Here is a 17,833-nt window from a genome sequence, read left to right on the forward strand (position 1 = left end):
GCTCGGGGTCATGTAGGGGCAGCTCTTGTCAACCGGCTGCTTGAATTTGTTGCGGCGCGATTATACACCAAAACGACAAAGGACGAGTTTAGGGTCTTGGTCTAACTGGGCAGGCTGGAATGAGCCCCGAGCATGCACCCGGAATTCGCTGCGCGTCATCAGGCTACGGCTTATCCAGCACCAGGGACTCGAACAACAGGACGCCCCAGCCGAGCAGCTCCTCGTCGAAATCAAAGGTCGGACTGTGGTGACCGCCACCGACCGGCGAGCCGAGTATCAGGTGGGTCGCCTGGCCGCCCTGCTCGCGCACCCGCTGGATCAGAAAGCCGGCATCCTCGCTGGCCGAGACCAGAAAACTGTCCTGCAACAAGGCCTCGGGCAGCCCAAGTGCCCGTGCGGTTGCCGCCACCGACTCCGCCAGATCGCGACTATTGGGGTAACTGGAAAACTCGGCGAATACGCTGCGCTCCCAGGTCACGGCATTCATGCGCGCAGCGCCATCGAGCACCTGCTCCGCCGCAGCCGCCATAAAGTCGCAGATGGCGTTGTCGGCGCCGCGCACCTCGTAGCGCAGTCGTACTTCGTCGGCAATCACGTTCTGGGCATTGTCGGAGCGAAAACGACCGACATTGACCCGCGACATGCCGCCGCTGTGGCGCGGCAGCGCGTACAGACCCTGAACCGCCTGGCAGGCAGCCAGGAGCGCGTTGCGGCCATCCTGGGGCGCGTTGCCGGCATGGCTGGCGCGACCACGAAAGACAACATCATAGATGCGCGCAGCAATCCAGGTGGCATCGAACACGATGCGATAGCGGTCCAGAATACCCAGGTGCAGCGTCAGGAAGCGCTCCACCTCGGCCAGCTGCGGCAGGCCGGCGAAAACCGCCCCGCCACCGGCCACTTCTTCGGCCGGCTGGAAGAACAGGTGCACCCGGCCACCCCAGCGCTCGCGGCGCGCGGCCAGCCGTCGCGCCAGCCCGAGACCGATGGTCAGATGACCGTCATGACCGCAGGCATGCATGATGCCGGCATGCTCCGATGCGAAGCCCCGGGCCGCCGGTTCATGGCCGGCATCGAGGCTCTCGTTGATCGGCAGCGCGTCTATATCGAAGCGAAACCCGAACACCCGACCGGGCCCGTTGCCCTCGAGGGTGGCGACAAGGCCGGTGCGGTTGCCCCGCATCCCGGACAGGTAACGGTTATTCGCGCCCAGTGTACGTTCGGCCCGCTGCCAGGCGGCGCGATCCGTATCGCTGTCCGGCGGATTGCCGGGGGGCTGCCGGTACAGCGCCTCACCCCATTCAATGCTGTACCCCAGGGCTTCCAGCTCCTGGCACAGGCGCGCCGTGGTCAGGTACTCGGTCCAGGAAAGTTCCGGCGTTCGGTGGAAGCGTCGGCGGGTCTCGCTCAATTCCAGCATGAGCTCCCGGTCGGGACAGGGCGGCAATTCGGACATGCAAGGCTTCCTTTGATTTCAGATTGCTGGGATCAACTCAGGTTACTGGGATCGACGTTGACCGACTTGCGCGCACTGAACGCCTGCAGCCCCTCCGGTGCCAGCGCGAGAGAGCCGTTGCCCGATGCGTGCTGGCCGATCCAGCCCAGGCGCGCATCGACAAAGTTACAGCGATTGACGTAGACCGTGCCGGTAGTCACCGCCGCCACAAAGCGCTCGGCACGGTCCCGCGAGCGCGTAAAGATCGATGCGGTCAGGCCGAAACGGCTGTTGCACACCTGCCGTGCCGCCTCCTCATCATCAGCGACCTTCATCACCGGCAGCACCGGGCCAAAGGTCTCCTCCTTCAGGATCCGCATCTGCGCCGTCACATCGGCCAGCAACGTGGGCTTGAGAAACTCGGTGCCACCGTGGGATTCGGTCTCGCCACCGGTACAGAGCTTCGCCCCCAGTCGCTGGGCCTGTTTCACCATGTCCAGCAATCCCGACACCGCCTTCTGGCCGCCATGCAATGGTCCCAGGGTCGTTTGCGCAGCCATCGGGTCGCCACTGACCTCGGCCTCCATGACCGCCCGGGCCCTGTCAAGAAATGCGTCGTAGCGGCTGGCGTGCACAAAGACCCGCTTCACGGCACAGCAGGACTGACCGGAGTTATGCAGCCGGCCGATCTTCACGGTCCACAAAACGGCCTGTTCGAGGTCGGCATCCTCGGCAATGTAGGCGGCGTCACTGCCACCAAGCTCGAGGGAGCACTGAATAAAGGGGTCCGGCACACCCTCATTGAAGGCCCGCTTGGCAATGCTCTGCTGCATCACGCGACCGCCCTGTACGGACCCGGTGAAAACCAGGTGATTGATATCGGTCTCTTCGATAATGCGTGCCGAGACATCGAAGTCCACCACCACCTGGGTCAGCAGCTGGTCGATACCGGCCATCGAGCCGAATGCCTTTTCAAAATGAGCACCCACCGAGGGTGTACTGGTATGCTTGAGCACCACCGCATTGCCACTGAGCAACGCGCAGACTGTACCGTTGATGGCGCAAAACAGCGGATAGTTCCAGGGCGTAATAATGTAGACGACCCCCTTGGCGCGGCACTCGATGCGACCCTCGAAGTTTGCGTCCTCATACTGCGGGTGATGGGCCGGCGCCAGAGCACCGTCGGTGGCAAAGCGGCACAGGTATTCCGCGCGCTCGAGCATGTACGTCAGCTCTTCCCTGGCCGCCGTCAGTGGCTTGCCCATCTCCCGGGTAATCCCTGCTGCGATCTCGTCGGCGTTGTCACGAAAATAATCCAGCGCCTTGAGCACATGGCCGGCACGCGCCTGCGGCGAAAGAGCCTGCCAGGCCCGCGCTGCCTGCTGGCCCGCATCGACGCGTGCACTGACCGCCGCGAAGGTTTCCGATGGTTGCGAGAATACGGTCTCTGCGGTGTAGGGATTGACGACCTCGATAGTGCTCATGGCGGTACCTCCAAAGGGTTTGACGAGACGATGCGGCGCTAGCCGCCCGCGGACAGGCGGCCGAGCTCCCGAACAAAATGATCGATATCCTCTGCACGGGTATCGAATGAGGTCACCAGGCGAATTTCACTGAAAGCATCCCCCGGCCAGACGAGGCAGGGCGTCAGCTGTTGCACAGCGCCCAGCCAGTCGGTCGGCACCTGTGCGAACACCATGTTGATCTCGACCGGCGCGCTCAGGGTGACCTCGTCGAGGCTGTCGAGCCCACTGGCGAGCTGCTGGGCCATGGCATTGGCATTGCCGGCATTGCGGCGCCAGAGGTCGTTCTCGAAATAGGCCAGGAACTGGGCGGCAAGAAATCGCTGCTTGGATGCCAGCTGCATACCCTGCTTGCGTATATAGGGATAGGCGCCGCGCAGCGCCGGATTCAGCACCACCACCGCCTCGGCCATCATCAGCCCATTCTTGGTGCCGCCAAACGACAGCACATCGAAGCCTTCGACGATCTCGGCGAATCCGACACCCAGCGCCTGGGCCGCATTGGCCAGCCTGGCACCGTCCATGTGCAGTAGCAGCCCCCGCTGCCTGGCAAAGGCACCGATAGCACGCAGCTCCTCAAGACTGTAAACGGCGCCCCGCTCCGTGGCCTGGGCCAGTGAGATCACCCGTGGCTGGCTGCGGTGCACTACATCAAGGTCTGCCGCCACCAGCTGCTCGATCCGCGCCAGCGTCAGCTTGCCACGCATGGCCGGCACCGGTATCAGCTTGCAGCCGATGTAGTGCTCCGGCGCGCCACACTCGTCGACCTGCAGGTGCGCCTCCTCTGCGCAGAACAGCGCTTCATGGCTGTGCAGCATGCCCTTGAGGGCCAGCACATTGGCCGCAGTACCGTTGAACAGCAGCAGCGTCTCGCTGTGGTCGCCAAACACCGCACGGAATTGCTGCAGCGCCGCCGCGGTTACAGCGTCGGCGCCATAGCCCGGCACGTGCCCGCGATTGACCTCGGCGAGCTTCGTCATCACCTCGGGATGCACCCCCGACACATTGTCGCTGGCCAGCAGGTGCGCATAGCGGTTGTCCATCGTCATCTCCCGCTCAGCGCACCAGAACGTTGCGGTCAACCCGGGTCAGGAAGTCGCACCCATTAGCCGTGACTTCGACCGTGTCGGACAGGAAGGCATCGCCGATGCCCGAGCCCAGCAGCCAGCTCATCAGATGGAAGGTCATGCCTTCGCGCAACTGCATCTGGGAGTTGCGCCGAAGCCCGACCGGTACACCGCTGCCGGACCAGCTCGGCGGGTAACCGATGCCGATGGAGTAGCCGCAGTGATGGCGGGAATAATGCGACAGGTCATTGCCATCAAGCACCGCCTGCCACGCCTCGTACACATCCCCGGCCAGCGCGCCGGGTTTGATCTGCGCCGCCGCCGCCATCATCGCCTCCTGACAGATGGCATTCACCTTCTGCGTTTCTGGCGGCGCTTCGCCGATAAAGACGAAGCGGCCCAGCGGCGCATGGTAGCGGCGCGCGCAGCCGGCCATCTCGAGAAACAGCAGGTCACCGTGCACCAGCGCCAGGTCTTCCCAGGTACCATGTTCGTGAGCCAGGTTGCGGGTCGAGCGGACCAGCGGGACAAAACCGGGGTAGGTGCCGCCACGGCGGAACATGGCATCATAGATCGCGGCCATGACCTCCCGTGCGTTGACGCCGGGGCCTGCGGCGGCGATGGCTGACAGCATCATCGAGTCCGAAATCGCCGCCGCCTGGCGGGTCATCTCGAGCTCCGCCCTGGACTGCACGATACGGACATCGTCCACCAGGCTATCGAGTTGTTGCCAGTCTGCATCCGGCACACCATTCATGATGCCCTCGGCAATGGAGTACGGCAGGAAAGTACTGTTCATGTCGATACCGATGACCGCCTTTGCCAGCCCGGAATCACGCAGTACCCGCACCGTCTCGCTGACAGCAGCGGACGGCATCAGGTAGGGTCGGCGCCGCGGCTCCCGGGTCGGAGCACCCATGGTCACGGGCCAGGTGCTCTCGACCAGCGGCGCCTCATCAGCCTTGCCCGGGCTGGGCTCGGTACCGTCGGCATAGCCGACATGCCGTACATCCGGCGCCTGATCCCGCACCGTCGCCTTTTCCATGGCACGGGTGATGAGCACCGGCTGGCCATCCGCCGGCAGCACGAGCAGCTGGCAGGCAAAGTAACCCTGATGGTCAAGACCGGTCAGATAATAGATATTCTCGGGACTGGCGATGAGGCAGGCATCGAGCCCCCGCGCCGACATGCCCTCCCTGACCTGGATACGTCGCCGCTGATACTCGGCATCATCGAAAAAGCGTCCACTGATATTTTCCACGGCTGCACCTCCGGGTTTGGTCGAGTCTCGCGCCTTCTTCCCTCAGGGGCGGATCCCTAAACCAGACTAGTGGACAAGGGAGGCAGATTTAAACAGGCATGAATAATGATCAAGAAAAACACGATCAACAGGAGGAAAGCAGAAACAGAACACACGCAGATACAGTACTAAAAAAGCGAAAAAATCTAAAAAATGGCTTGATTAGAAAATATAAACGGGCTTTGAATGGGTAGAGCAGGACAAACAGAAAGCTTGCCAAGGTGACCAAGACACCGGAGCAAACATGAATGGGATTAACATTGCCGTCACCAGGGAGCGAATCAGAGGCCCTGCCTCTGGCAGGGGTATTCCCGTATCAGGCTGAACGCACCCGGGGCAATGAATACTGCAGCGGGACTTCAAACAGGGGCGTGTACAGCGAGCCGCGCTCACCAGGCTTGCTCAGGTAGAGCACCACGGATGCGGCCGGGCTTTGCAGATCGAGTTCGGGCCAGCTGCACGGGGGCTCAAAACTGTTGTCCGCCGGCAGGCGCCCGAGGGTTACATGGGGCTTGAAGTCGGTATCGTCGTAGGAGATACCGGCTGTGGCGGCCACCTGCCGTACTTCTTCATGCAGCGACTGCAACTCGGCACAGTCCTGGGTCAGTGCAGCAACCAGCGCCAGAGAGTCACTGACCGGGTAATAGTCGACGGCGTTGAGACGAACATGGAAGGGCTCGAACTGAGCCAGCTGCTCGCGGGTCAGGCGTTCAAGGGTTTCGACCTGGGAAATCCTGATATCGCCCAGAAAACAGAGCGTCAGGTGGTAACTTTCGGATTCGACCCAGTTCACTTCCATGTGGCGGTCGTAAGCGCACAGGGTATCGGCGTGATCAGACAGACGACGCACCGTCTGATCGTTCAGTTTGAGTGCAAAAAATGCACGTATATTCATCACTAGAAACAGGTAGCCTTATAGGTAGACGGGTCATTCTGCCCTGCCGGCGCCACCGACGCAATGCCTGATTCAGCATTCGTACAGCAACACCACCAGGCGCCGCAGCGGGCCAACATTGGAGCCGGCCTACTGCATGCGAAGCTGCAGGTTGTTGAGTTGCTGTCGCAGCTGCAGCAACTGCTGATTCAGCTGGCGGCGGCTGCCGTCGATCGCCTGAATCGCCTGTTCGTTGACCCGCACCCGCCGGGTCAGGTCGGTATTGCCGGCACTGGCCTGCAGTGACGCAACCTTCTCGCCGAGCGCACGCAGCGCTTGCTGCTGGGCCGCGACCTTTTCGGACTGCACCTCCTCACTGATTCTCACCTGGGTATCCAGCGTTGCCAGTGTGCGCTTGACCTCCTGCACCGTTTTATCCAGATCGGCCTTGAGACTCGCCTGGCCTGTTTCCAGCCCCGCGAGCGTCGTCAGCTGTTTGCTGATCTCGGCCCGGGCCTTCTCTCCTGCAAGCTGAGCCGTTTGCAACGTCTGTAGTTCACCCGTCCTGGCCTCCAGTTCAGTACGCTGCGCCTGCAGTCGCTCATCCAGCTGCCTCAGCTGAGCGGCCTGGGCATCCAGCAGCGTACCCTGCTGCGCCAGCGTATCCGCCTGGCTGGCCAGCAGCGTTTCCTGGGCTTCGAGCTTGGGTTTGTTGCTTTGGTAGGCAATGGTCCAGAGCTTGGCGATTTCGGAATCGAAATGCTGGTACTTTTCGGCGGCGGTCTTGCCCTGCTGCTCAAGCCGCCCGGCCAGAGTCTGGCCCGACTGACTGGCGCTGTCGCTGGTGACCTCCAGCAGCTGTTCCAGATCCACCAGGCGCTGCGTCATCCCTGCCTGCTGCGCCAGGCTCGTATCCAGCTGCTGCTGCAAGCCATAGCCCCAGTAGCCCAGCCCGCTGGCGGCGCCGGTGAGCAGCACCAGCACCAGGCTGTGAAGCAGATTGCCGCCCTTGGCTGGCGGCTGAGTGGCCGGGCGCCCCTGCGGCGTATCGCTTGTGCGGCCCCTGGCTGGGGAGGCCTGCTGGCGACCCTCTTCTCCTGCGGGCCCAAGGTCGGGTATATCAAATTCCTGCGAACGACTCATAGCCGCGGTTCAACCTGTTCAGCGGACAAAGAAGGCCACCCTAGCAGTTTTGCTGCCACCGCAAAAGCTCGCAGCCGGAGGCTAAAGATTGTAGACAAACACCACCAGCACCGCCGCCGGGCTGAGAAAGCGCAGCACGAAACGAAACAGGCTGAATACAGCGCCCTGCCCCAGCCCTATGCCATCGCGCAGTGTTTCGGCCTTCATGGCCCAACCGGCATAGAGCGCGATCGCCAGGCCACCCAGCGGCAGCGCCAGATTCGATACCAGGAAGTCGAACAGATCGAACAGCGTCTTGCCTTCGAAACGGGCCATGAAGTCCAGCGGGTGGAAGTCGGCCCATATATTGAACGACAGCACCGTGCAGACCCCGAGTAGCCAGATCGTGCCGCCGGATAGCAATGCCCCCAGCATGCGGCCAACACCCTTGTCTTCCAGCCACTCCACCACCGGCTCTATCATGGAGATAGCCGAGGTGACGGCGGCCACCAGCAGCAACACAAAGAACAGGGTGCCAAAGAGCACACCGCCGGTCATCTGGCCAAAGGCCAGCGGCAGAGTGACGAAAATCAGTCCCGGGCCGGCACCCGGCTCAAGCCCGTTGGCGAACACCAGTGGGAAGATCGCAAGGCCCGCCAGCAGCGCCACCAGGGTATCCAGCACACCAATGGTTACGACAGTACGGGCGATATTAACCTGCTTGGGCAGGTAGGAGCCGTAGGCCATCATCACGCAGATACCGGTGCTGAGAGTAAAGAAGGCATGCCCCAGGGCCGTCAGTACACCTTCGGTGGTCAGCTTGCTGAAATCCGGCGTGAACAGAAAATCCAGCGCCTGGCCAAAGTTGCCGCGCACCGCCGCATAGCCCACCAGCACCAGCAGCAGTACAAACAGCAATGGCATCAGCAGCTTGATACTGCGCTCCATGCCGGCACGCACGCCGGAGCCTGCAATCACCACCACCAGCAGCATGAACAGGCTGTGCCACAGCAGCAACGCCGCCGGATCGGCCAGCAACTGGCCAAAGAGCCCCCCAATGGTGGCGGCGTCAGCACCGCTGAAGGAGCCTTCGGCGGCCAGGCCTACATAGGCCAGCGACCAGCCGCCGACGACGGAATAGAATGACAACAGCACGAAGGCGGCGACAAAACCGATCCAGGCGACCCAGCCCCAGCGCGCCGACACGCCATCGCGCCGGGCCAGCTGTGCCATGCCCTGAATCGGGCTGCAGCCACTGCGCCGCCCCAGCAGGACTTCGGCGGCCAGAATGGGCAGACCGACCACAAAGATGCACAGCAGGTACACCAGCACAAAGGCGCCACCACCGTTTTCTCCGGTGATATAGGGAAACTTCCAGATATTGCCCAGACCGACGGCAGAGCCGGTGGCCGCGAGAATAAAGGCCAGGCGCGAAGACCACTGCGGATGCGTGACAGTACCTGCGCTGGCGGCATTGCTGGCTGGGGCCGATTCGGCTCGGGACATCAAACTATTCCTCACTCTGCAACGCACCTGGCGGGATAACGCAGGTACGCCGGGCCCCAGCCGATAGGCTGCAGCCGTTTGAATTATGCCCGGGACATCGGTCGCCACGGCGCCTCAGCGTCTGGGTCCTGCCCCGTAACGGATACGGCGGGCTTGTGGCCCTGTCCGCAAATTTTCGCGCGCAAGAATAGCATAAAATCCCGCGACGGCATCGCCAGCGGCCAACCGCCGGGGCAACAGCCGGGCCGCCGCCTCAGGCGTCGCGCACCTGCTCGCGGATCTGCTTCTTGTCGAGCTTGCCGACACTGGTTTTGGGGATTGCCTCGACAATACGAATGTCGTCCGGTACCGCCCACTTGCTGATCTGGCCCTGGCTGACAAACTGCATCAGGTGCTGCTGCAGGGCGCCCGGCTCCAACTCAGCCCCCGCTGCCAGCACCACCAGCGCCAGCGGGCGCTCGCCCCAGCGCGCATCCGGCACCCCCACCACCGCCACCTCGGCCACGGCGGCATGCAGGCTGATAAGGTTCTCGATCCGCAGCGAGCACACCCACTCCCCGCCGGTCTTGATCACATCCTTGATGCGGTCACGAATCTGGATCATGCCCCCCGGCGTGATGCTGGCGACATCACCGGTATGCATCCAGCCGCCCTGCCACAGCTGGGCACCTGTTTGCGCGTCCCGGTAATAGCCCTGGGTGAGCCAGGGGGCCCGTACCACGATTTCGCCCAGGCTCGCGCCATCCTCGGGCACCCGTTGCCCGGCCGCATCGATCAGGTGCAGATCCACCAGCTGTACGGGAATCCCGGCGGCCATGCGTGCTTCCAGTTGCTGCTCCAGCGGCAGTTCGTGCTGCCCGGGTTCAAGAAAGGACGCACTCAGCAGCGGACAGCTTTCGGACAGCCCGTAACCGGTAAAGAACTCGATACCCCGCGCCGCCATCTGGCGCACCAGGCTTTCGGTGGGAGCCGCCCCACCGGTCAGCAGCTTCCAGCCAGTGAGGTCGGTTTTGGCGGCCTCTTCACAGTTGAGCAGCATCTGCAGCACCGTCGGCACGCCATGGGAAAAGGTGACGCCCTCTTCCCTGAACAGGCGCACCAGGCGATCGGGATCGTAGCGCCCGGGATAGACCTGCTTTACCCCCAGCATCGTCGCCGCGTAGGGTACGCCCCAGGCATGCACATGGAACATGGGTGTCATGGGCATGTACACATCCTCGGAGCGCAGCAGCGCAAAGCCCTCGTAGGCCGCCAGGGTCGTCGTCATGCTCAGGGTATGCAGCACCAGCTGGCGGTGGCTGAAGTAGACGCCCTTGGGGTTGCCGGTGGTGCCCGTGGTGTAAAAAGTGGTGGCGACGGAGTTCTCGTCGAAATCGGGAAAGTCATAGGTACTGTCGGCCCCGGCCAGCAGCGCCTCGTACTCCCCCAGCGGCGACAGGCGGGTACTGCCTGGCACAGGTGCATCACTGAGCTGGATATAGCCGTGCACGCTCGGCAACTGTGGCGCCAGCGCCTCGATCAGCGGCAGGAAGTCATCGTGCACCAGCACCAGGCTGTCCTGCGCATGCGCCATGGTATAGCCCACCTGATCAGGGCTCAGGCGCACATTCACATGGTGCAGCACGGCACCGATCATCGGCACCGCGAAATAGGCCTCCAGGTAGCGATGGCTGTCCCAGTCCATCACCGCGACGGTATCACCCTCATTGATGCCCGCCGCCCTCAGCACATGGGCCAGCCGGCAAATACGCGCGTTGAGTTCCTGGTAGTTGTAGCGCGAGCTGCCATGTACGATCTCCCGCTGCGGCGCGTAGCGCCGACCGGACAGCAGCAGACTCTTGATCAATAGCGGATAGGGATAAGCGCCCTCGGCGGGCTCGATAATTTTTGTTGGCATGGTGGGTTCCCGCAGTAGCTGTAAATGACAGCTTCAGTATGGAAGCCAGGTGCCCAGGCGCCAGCGGCGCAGACGGTTGAGTGCCGGTGCTGCGCCAGCGCCAGCAACGAAACCCGCAACAGAGCCAGGCCGGCCTCGCCACTGAACCAAACGCCAGCGTAACCCGTTGCAGGACCGTCTTTCGCCCCTTTATTGGCCCTGCAGCCTCGGCCGAGGGTCGCCAGAGCCGGGGCTGCAAAATATTCCCGGCGCGCCACTGGCGCACAGCCCCGGGGCAATGCTATTGATGTGAAAGCGATAAGCTCGCTACGCGGGGCGCGTTGGCGATATAAAGAAGGTTGCTGTCAGTGATGACTATACTGACATCGGTTGTCATGATGTATGTAACGGGATCATGTGAATGGGGGCGTCTTTGCAATCTGATGTACCTGGGACGGCCAACGCCAAAAAGGGAATACGCTTGGCAATACCCCCTGCGCGCAAGCCGCACCGCTGGCGCTCCATACTGCTCTTCTGGGTCTCTCCGGCGGTCACCATCGCCGCCATCGCCGGCCTGCTCGCGACCCATGAGATTCGTACCGCCGAATTGCAGTCCAGGGAGCTGAGCCGCTACGCCCAGACACTGCAATATACGCTGCAACCCGGCCCCAGCGACGCCATTCTGTACCCGCAACACGGCCCCTTTGACCTGCGCCTGGGTTACGCACGCCTGCCTGAACTGCTTGAGCGAGCGCAGCGGCAAAACTTCGAGATTCTGCAACAGGCACGCTTTTCACAGCCGCTGCTCAACTACGGCCAGCGCGGCCTGCCCGTCCCCTACCCGGAAAAAACCCAGGCGGGCCTGGCCATTTACGATTGTCGCAAGGAGCCGCTGTACAACTTCGCCTACCCGCAGCAGCACTACAGCAGCTTTTCCGTCATCCCGCCGCTGGTGGTGCACAGCCTGCTGTTTATCGAGAACCGCGACCTGCTGGACCCGGCGCAGCCCCGCGCCAACCCCGCCGTCGACTGGCCCCGCTTCGTCAAGGCGGCGCTGTCTCAGCTGGGCAAGCGCCTGGACCTTGCCAGCGATACGGCGGGGGGCAGCACCCTGGCCACCCAGCTGGAAAAATACCGCCATTCCCCCCGGGGCCTGACCGACTCGCCGAATGAAAAGCTGCGACAGATGTTTTCCGCCAGTGTGCGCGCCTACCAGCAGGGTCCCGATACGCTGCAATGGCGCCAGCGCGTGGTGCGCGACTACCTCAACACGGTCCCGCTGGCCGCGGCGCCCGGGCACGGCGAAGTCCATGGGCTGGCCGCCGGTCTGAAGGTGTGGTTCAACGCCGATTTTGACCGCCTCAATCAGCTGCTCGGCGCGGCTGGCACCGCCGGGTCCACTGATTCGCAGAACCTGGCAGCACAGGGTCAGGCCCTGCGCCAGGTCCTGTCCCTGCTGATTGCCCAGCGCCGGCCCTCCTATTACCTCAACCGCGGCCGCGAAGACCTGTCGACACTGACCGACAGCCATGTACGCCTGCTGGCCCGGGCCGGGCTGATAGACGATGCCCTGCAAAGCGCGGCGCTACAGAGCAAGGTCGAGTTCCGCGACTGGGTCAACACGCCGATCCAGCACCAGATCGACAGCACCAAGGGCATCAACGTCGCCCGCGGTCGCCTGTCGAGCCTGCTCGGCCTGCCGCTGTACGACCTCGACCGGCTCGACCTGGCCGCCGGCAGCACCCTGGCAGGCCCCTTGCAGCGCGAGGTCAGCCAGTACCTGCGTCGCCTGGCAGACCCGGAATTCGCCACCGAAATCGGTTTGCTGGGGGAGCGCCTGCTGTCTGCCAACAACACCGACCAGGTGCGCTACAGTTTTACCCTGTTCGAGCGCAGTGCGGACGGCAACCGGGTGCGGGTGCAAACCGACAACACCGACCAGCCATTTGATATCAACGAGGGTAGCAAGCTCGAGCTCGGGTCCACCGCCAAGCTGCGGGTGCTGGCCCACTACCTGGGCGTGATCGCCGAACTGCATCAGCGCTTTGCCGGCCTCAGCCGGGCGGAATTGCTGGCGGTCGAGATAGCGCCGGACGACTACCTCACCCGCTGGGTACAGGACTACCTGGCCCGGGGGCACGACCCCGAACTTGAAGCCATGCTTGCAGCCGCCATGGAGCGGCGCTACTCCGCCAGCCCCTACGAGCGCTTTTTCACCGGCGGCGGCCTGCATACCTTCAGCAACTTTCGCCGCGAAGACAACGGCCGCCAGGCGACGGTACGCGAAGCCGTGCAGGAATCCCTCAACCTGCCCTTCGTGCGCCTGCTGCGCGACCTGGTGCGCTACAGCATCTACCAGGGGCCAATCAATGCCGCCGGACTGCTCAAGGATGACAGGGACCCCCGGCGCGAGGATTACCTGCGCCGCTTTGCCGACAAGGAAGGCCGCGTTTTTCTACTGCGCTTCTGGCGCAAGTACCGTAACAAGACTCCGGACGAGCAACTGGATATCTTCCTGGACGGTCTGCGCCAGACCCCGGTACGCCTGGCCGCCGTACACCGTTACCTGAAACCCGACTCCAGCCAGGCGCAGTTCGATACCTTTCTGCGCGAGCGCCTGCCGGGCGAAAACCTGACCGAAAAGGAACTCACCGGCCTGTATGAGAAATACGGCCCGGGCGCTTTCAACCTCACGGACCAGGGCTATATCGCCCGGGTGCACCCGCTGGAGCTCTGGCTGCTGCGCTACCGCCTGGAACACTCCATCGCCACCTTCGCAGATGCCGTCGACGCCAGCGAAACCCAGCGCCAGGATGTGTACCGCTGGCTGTTCCGCACCCGTCACAAGAGCGCCCGGGACAGCCGTATCCGCACCATGCTGGAGGTCGAAGCCTTCCTCGATATTCATGAACGCTGGCAGCGCCTGGGCTTCCCGTTCGAGCACCTGGTGCCCTCCCTGGCCACGGCGCTGGGCAGCTCAGGCGACCGCCCGGCGGCGTTGGCGGAACTCATGGGCATCATCATGAATGACGGCGTGCGCCTGCCAAGCCTGCGTATCGAGCAGCTGAACTTCGCCGTCGACACGCCCTACGAAACCCGCCTGGGGCAGCGATCCAGCAGCGGGGTACGGGTGATGCAGCCGGAGGTGGCGCGGGTACTGCGCAGCGCTTTGAATTCCGTGGTTGAAGGCGGCACGGCGCGGCGCCTGCAGGGCACCTTCAGCGATATCCAGGGCGAACCCCTGACCCTTGGCGGCAAGACCGGCACCGGTGACAACCGCATCGAGCAGGTGGGCCGTGGCGGCCAGGTGATCAACTCCCGCGTGCTCAACCGTACCGCCACCTTCGTGTTCTACCTGGGCCCGAACCACTTCGGTACCCTCACCGCTTTCGTGCCCGGCAGCGATGCCAAGGACTTTAAATTCACCTCGGCCCTGCCGGTGCAGGTACTCAAGGGCATGGCCCCCATCCTGCAACCCTACCTGCAGCCCGGCAGCCAGTGCGGAGCCCCGCTGGCGCTGCAGACAACAGCATCCTGAGGCCGCGGCCCACACAGCAGCGACACCAGCACCGGCGAACATCTGTAATATAGAGTGACAGAGCAGCTCCTGGAGGTTCATCAAACACTACTGGAAGAACGCGATCCCAGAAGAGTGCCAGCCCAACCTGATCGAGCGGCCACCAGCCATTGAAATATCGACTACAGCTGACTCACAGCAGACAAAATCCGGTCTGCCTGATCATGTAACAGCTTGCCGTACTCACAGGGTGCCAGCTGTCGCCGGTGTGCAAACATTAATACGGCCTAGCCGTTGCAAGGCATCATGCCGGCAATATGGCTTTGAAGGAAAGGTAATATGAGAGATTCAAAAGACACGGATAGATCACCGCAAAGGGCAGCAGAAAAACACTTTGAGTACTTTCTCTGGAGTTCACGACTGCTTGTGATGCTGGCGGTTGTGCCCAGCCTGGCAGGTGCCACAGTGCTGTTTTTGATCGGTACTGCCGACGTCATCGGCGTCATCACTGATGCGGCCGTCTATTACTTTGCCGACGGTGCCGGTGACATCCACGATACCGTAATCCCGAAAATCATCATCGCTGTGGATATCTACCTTATTGCAATTGTTCTGCTCATTTTTGGTACTGGCGTGTATCGGCTGTTCGTTTCACCGATTGATCAGGCTGAAACTCACACCCCCGAGCATCCATTCAATGTTCGTTCATTCGACCAGCTGAAAGACAAGATCGCCCGTGTCGTTATCCTGGCGGTCATTATTGAGTTCTTCCGCGCTGTCGTTGACATAAAATTTCAGACACCTCTGGATGCCATCTACCTTGCCCTGGCGATACTGGCGCTCGCGGGAGGTCTCTACCTGATGAGTCATGCCCACCGAAAAGAGACGGATTGACCAGCACCCGGTACCTGCTGGCTTAGACCTGACAAGCATGCAAAACGCGGGGGCCACAGATTCGCTTCGTCGCAGTGAATAGCCGCCCGAACGCGCTGCACTTTCAGCGCCCCAACCGCCGCTCCACTTCCTCCAGCACCCGCTGAAACGGCTGCGCCCCCAGGCTGCCATAGGCGCTGTGCTTGCGCAGCCGAAAGGTCGCCGGGCTCGACAGGCCGCAGAGAAAGCGGGCCAGCTGGCGCGGGTGCTGCAGGGCCGCCTGCTGTTCTGCGATCAGCGCCTCGATACTCTGTTGCTGCGCTGCAGACAGGGGCGTATCTGCCTGGTCCGGCAAGGTACGCGGGCCGGAATCCATACAACTGCTGCACTGGCCGCAGGGCTCGGCCAGCTCGTCGCCGAAGTAGCCGCACAGCTGGGCCGGCAGGCAGCGGGTATCGGCGGCATAATCCAGCACCTGTTGCAGGCGCGACAGGCTCTGGGCTTCACGCCTGACAAAGAGCTGCCCGAGCCGGGCACCGAGTTCTGCCAAATCCGGCAGCTGCAGCCGCCGGTATTGCTGGCGCACCCCTTTCACCTGGGTGCTGATGCTGCCCTGGGATTCCAGGTACTGCAGTGCTTTGAGCAGGCGCTCGCGCGGCTCGCCCAGCGCTTCTGCCGCCTCGGTGACATCCAGCGTCAGCCAGATGCGCCCCTGCTTGCCGCTGGCGAACAGGCGCTGCAAAAACTCGGCCCTGGCGGGGTCAAAGCCCTGCAGCAGCTGCGCCTGGGGCAGCTCGAAGCGAATCTGGTAGGTGCTGTAGAAAGGCCCGGTGCCGGCGATCACGCCTTCAAGCTCCAGGTAGGTGAGCACCGTGTTGATCACCAGCGGGCGGATATCGAAGTGGTTCGACAGGTCATAGACCGCGATATCGAAGGTCTGCCCGAGTGACAACAGATGACCGATAAGCGCATCCAGGTGCTCCGGCACCGGCGTGTCGCCGTAGGTGAAGTTTTCCAGCACGCGGATATCGTCCGGGCAGGCGAACAGCTCGCAGCGCGAGGCTCCGCCATCACGCCCGGCGCGGCCAATTTCCTGCATGTAGTTTTCCAGCGACTTGGGCAGGTTGTAGTGGTACACGGCGCGGATATCAGCCTTGTCGATGCCCATGCCAAAGGCGATGGTCGCCACCACTGTGTCGGCCTCCCCCGCCATAAAGGCATTCTGGATAGACTCGCGCACCTCCGGCTTCATGCCGGCGTGGTACGCCCAGGCACGGATACCGGCGCTCTGCAGCTGCGCCGCTACCTGCTCCGCCTGCTGCTGCAGTGTCACGTAAACGATGCTCGCCTCGCCGGGCGCGGCCTGCAGCGCGCGCAACAGCAGCGGCAGCTTCTCAGAATCGCGGCAGGGCCTGACAGCCAGCGCCAGGTTGGGGCGGTAAAAGCCGGTATGGATATGGTTTTGTGCAGGAATGCCGAACTGGCGACAGATATCCTCGGCCACCGAGGGCGTTGCGGTGGCGGTGAGCGCCAGTACGCGCTGCGCCTGCAGGTCCCGCGCGAGTTGCGCAAGCTTGAGGTAATCCGGGCGAAAATTGTGGCCCCACTCGGAAATACAGTGGGCCTCGTCCACCGCCAGCAGGCCAATCCGCAGCCCCTTGAGCAGCGACAGAAAGCGCTCGTTTTGCAGCCGCTCGGGCGCCACGTAGAGCAGCTTCAGCTCGCCACTGCGCATCTGGGCATAGGTTTCGCGCACCTCCGCGGCACTGCGACTCGAATCCAGCCGGGCGGCGGCAATGCCACGGGCCTGCAAGGCGCTGACCTGGTCCTGCATCAGCGCGATCAGGGGGGATACCACCAGGGTCAGGCCGTCGATCAGCAGGGCAGGCAGCTGATAGCACAGGCTCTTGCCGCCACCGGTAGGAAAGACCGTCAGCACGGACTCGCCGTTTAGCAGCCGCTCGATGGCCGCCTGCTGACCCTCGCGAAACGCCTGCAGCCCGAAGGTGGATCTCAGTGTTTGCAGTGCAGCATTCATGTACGGTTACTCCCTGTGCCGGTTCGTTCAGCCCGTTATTATACAGCCATCCCCGGCCACCAGCCGGCCACCTCACGTAGCCATGCGCAGGCGCTGTGCCGCTCACGGCATCGAACCGGAAAATCCGATCTATCCTGTAGGTAAAAGCCCATAGTTAAAGGAGGGTTTTGGTCGTCATTGGGCGTCTCCCAAAGCCGGAATGCTGCAAGAGTCGCCGCCATAACCCGGGGGATGAAGCCATGTCCGTAGGCGAAACCTGCAACCGCGAAGTCATAGTAATCGACCATGCACAAAACATTAGCGATGCTGCACGGCTGATGCGTGAGCATCATGTCGGCAACGTGGTGGTCGTCAGGACCGAGGGCGACGGTAGCCGGATACCCGTCGGCATCCTCACTGACCGCGATATCGTTATCGAACTGCTGGCACGGGATGTCGACCTTGATGCCCTGTGCGTCGGCGATGCCATGAGCTACGACCTGCTGACCCTGAACGAAAACGACGACGTGGACGAAGCGATCAAGCAGATGCGTGCCCAGGGTGTGCGACGTGCGCCCGTGGTCAATGTCCAGGGAGCCCTGGTTGGCATCCTGGCGGTCGACGACGTCATCGGGCTGCTGAGCGAGCAGCTGTCAGACTTGGTGGCGTTGCTCAAGCGAGAGCAGCAGATAGAGCGCAAGCGGCATCCGTAAAGGGCCGGTA

The 17,833-nt window shown here is 62.8% G+C and carries 12 protein-coding genes; 3 read left to right on the forward strand and 9 right to left on the reverse strand.

The features are described 5' to 3' along the window. Positions 1 to 163: 163 nt before the first annotated feature. The 8 genes from KDW95_RS10155 to KDW95_RS10190 all read right to left on the reverse strand — a co-directional run bounded on the left by KDW95_RS10155 (position 164) and on the right by KDW95_RS10190 (position 10,724). Positions 164 to 1,456: an amidohydrolase gene (locus KDW95_RS10155; RefSeq protein ID WP_255856155.1), complete on the reverse strand. Its 1,293-nt coding sequence runs from the start codon at positions 1,454 to 1,456 to the stop codon at positions 164 to 166. Positions 1,457 to 1,488: 32 nt separating this feature from the next. After that, complete coding sequence (locus tag KDW95_RS10160) at positions 1,489 to 2,919, reverse strand: aldehyde dehydrogenase family protein (RefSeq protein ID WP_255856156.1); 1,431 nt, start codon at positions 2,917 to 2,919, stop codon at positions 1,489 to 1,491. A gap of 38 nt (positions 2,920 to 2,957) precedes the next feature. Beyond that, entirely contained in the window at positions 2,958 to 4,001 is a 1,044-nt protein-coding gene (locus tag KDW95_RS10165; RefSeq protein WP_255856157.1) for a threonine aldolase family protein, read from the reverse strand. A gap of 13 nt (positions 4,002 to 4,014) precedes the next feature. After that, positions 4,015 to 5,286, reverse strand: a complete 1,272-nt coding sequence (locus tag KDW95_RS10170) for a M24 family metallopeptidase (protein WP_255856158.1) — start codon at positions 5,284 to 5,286, stop codon at positions 4,015 to 4,017. 355 nt (positions 5,287 to 5,641) lie between these two features. Beyond that, on the reverse strand, positions 5,642 to 6,220 hold the full coding sequence (gene thpR, locus KDW95_RS10175; RefSeq protein ID WP_255856159.1) for an RNA 2',3'-cyclic phosphodiesterase: 579 nt from the start codon (positions 6,218 to 6,220) through the stop codon (positions 5,642 to 5,644). 129 nt (positions 6,221 to 6,349) lie between these two features. After that, complete coding sequence (locus KDW95_RS10180) at positions 6,350 to 7,342, reverse strand: hypothetical protein (protein ID WP_255856160.1); 993 nt, start codon at positions 7,340 to 7,342, stop codon at positions 6,350 to 6,352. Between the two features lie 81 nt (positions 7,343 to 7,423). Further along, positions 7,424 to 8,827, reverse strand: a complete 1,404-nt coding sequence (locus KDW95_RS10185; protein WP_255856161.1) for a sodium-dependent transporter — start codon at positions 8,825 to 8,827, stop codon at positions 7,424 to 7,426. 253 nt (positions 8,828 to 9,080) lie between these two features. After that, positions 9,081 to 10,724 (reverse strand): fatty acid--CoA ligase, encoded by a 1,644-nt coding sequence (locus KDW95_RS10190; protein WP_255856162.1) that lies wholly within the window; start codon positions 10,722 to 10,724, stop codon positions 9,081 to 9,083. 460 nt (positions 10,725 to 11,184) lie between these two features. Between KDW95_RS10190 and KDW95_RS10195 the strand changes: the two genes are divergently transcribed. Then, positions 11,185 to 14,241, forward strand: coding sequence for a transglycosylase domain-containing protein (locus KDW95_RS10195; protein WP_255856163.1), 3,057 nt, complete (start codon positions 11,185 to 11,187; stop codon positions 14,239 to 14,241). 318 nt (positions 14,242 to 14,559) lie between these two features. Further along, positions 14,560 to 15,114, forward strand: a complete 555-nt coding sequence (locus KDW95_RS10200) for a YqhA family protein (protein ID WP_255856164.1) — start codon at positions 14,560 to 14,562, stop codon at positions 15,112 to 15,114. A 103-nt stretch (positions 15,115 to 15,217) separates the two neighbouring features. Here the strand turns inward: KDW95_RS10200 and KDW95_RS10205 are convergent, their stop codons facing one another. After that, positions 15,218 to 17,131, reverse strand: coding sequence for a RecQ family ATP-dependent DNA helicase (locus KDW95_RS10205; protein ID WP_255856165.1), 1,914 nt, complete (start codon positions 17,129 to 17,131; stop codon positions 15,218 to 15,220). 239 nt (positions 17,132 to 17,370) lie between these two features. Here KDW95_RS10205 and KDW95_RS10210 point away from each other — a divergent pair, with 239 nt between their 5' ends. Then, a complete protein-coding gene (locus KDW95_RS10210) occupies positions 17,371 to 17,823 on the forward strand; it encodes a CBS domain-containing protein (protein WP_255856166.1) in 453 nt (150 codons plus the stop codon). Positions 17,824 to 17,833 lie beyond the last annotated feature (10 nt).

The sequence above is a fragment of the Marinobacterium rhizophilum genome (assembly GCF_024397915.1).
Classification (GTDB): domain Bacteria; phylum Pseudomonadota; class Gammaproteobacteria; order Pseudomonadales; family Balneatricaceae; genus Marinobacterium_A; species Marinobacterium_A rhizophilum_A.

Excerpts from the sequence above, each read along its gene's own strand:
- KDW95_RS10210 (WP_255856166.1), top strand. The coding sequence starts at position 17,371 with ATGTCCGTAGGCGAAACCTGCAACCGCGAAGTCATAGTAATCGACCAT.
- KDW95_RS10165 (WP_255856157.1), bottom strand. The coding sequence starts at position 4,001 with ATGGACAACCGCTATGCGCACCTGCTGGCCAGCGACAATGTGTCGGGG.
- KDW95_RS10155 (WP_255856155.1), bottom strand. The coding sequence starts at position 1,456 with ATGTCCGAATTGCCGCCCTGTCCCGACCGGGAGCTCATGCTGGAATTG.
- KDW95_RS10190 (WP_255856162.1), bottom strand. The coding sequence starts at position 10,724 with ATGCCAACAAAAATTATCGAGCCCGCCGAGGGCGCTTATCCCTATCCG.
- thpR (WP_255856159.1), bottom strand. The coding sequence starts at position 6,220 with ATGAATATACGTGCATTTTTTGCACTCAAACTGAACGATCAGACGGTG.
- KDW95_RS10185 (WP_255856161.1), bottom strand. The coding sequence starts at position 8,827 with ATGTCCCGAGCCGAATCGGCCCCAGCCAGCAATGCCGCCAGCGCAGGT.
- KDW95_RS10200 (WP_255856164.1), top strand. The coding sequence starts at position 14,560 with ATGAGAGATTCAAAAGACACGGATAGATCACCGCAAAGGGCAGCAGAA.
- KDW95_RS10160 (WP_255856156.1), bottom strand. The coding sequence starts at position 2,919 with ATGAGCACTATCGAGGTCGTCAATCCCTACACCGCAGAGACCGTATTC.
- KDW95_RS10205 (WP_255856165.1), bottom strand. The coding sequence starts at position 17,131 with ATGAATGCTGCACTGCAAACACTGAGATCCACCTTCGGGCTGCAGGCG.
- KDW95_RS10180 (WP_255856160.1), bottom strand. The coding sequence starts at position 7,342 with ATGAGTCGTTCGCAGGAATTTGATATACCCGACCTTGGGCCCGCAGGA.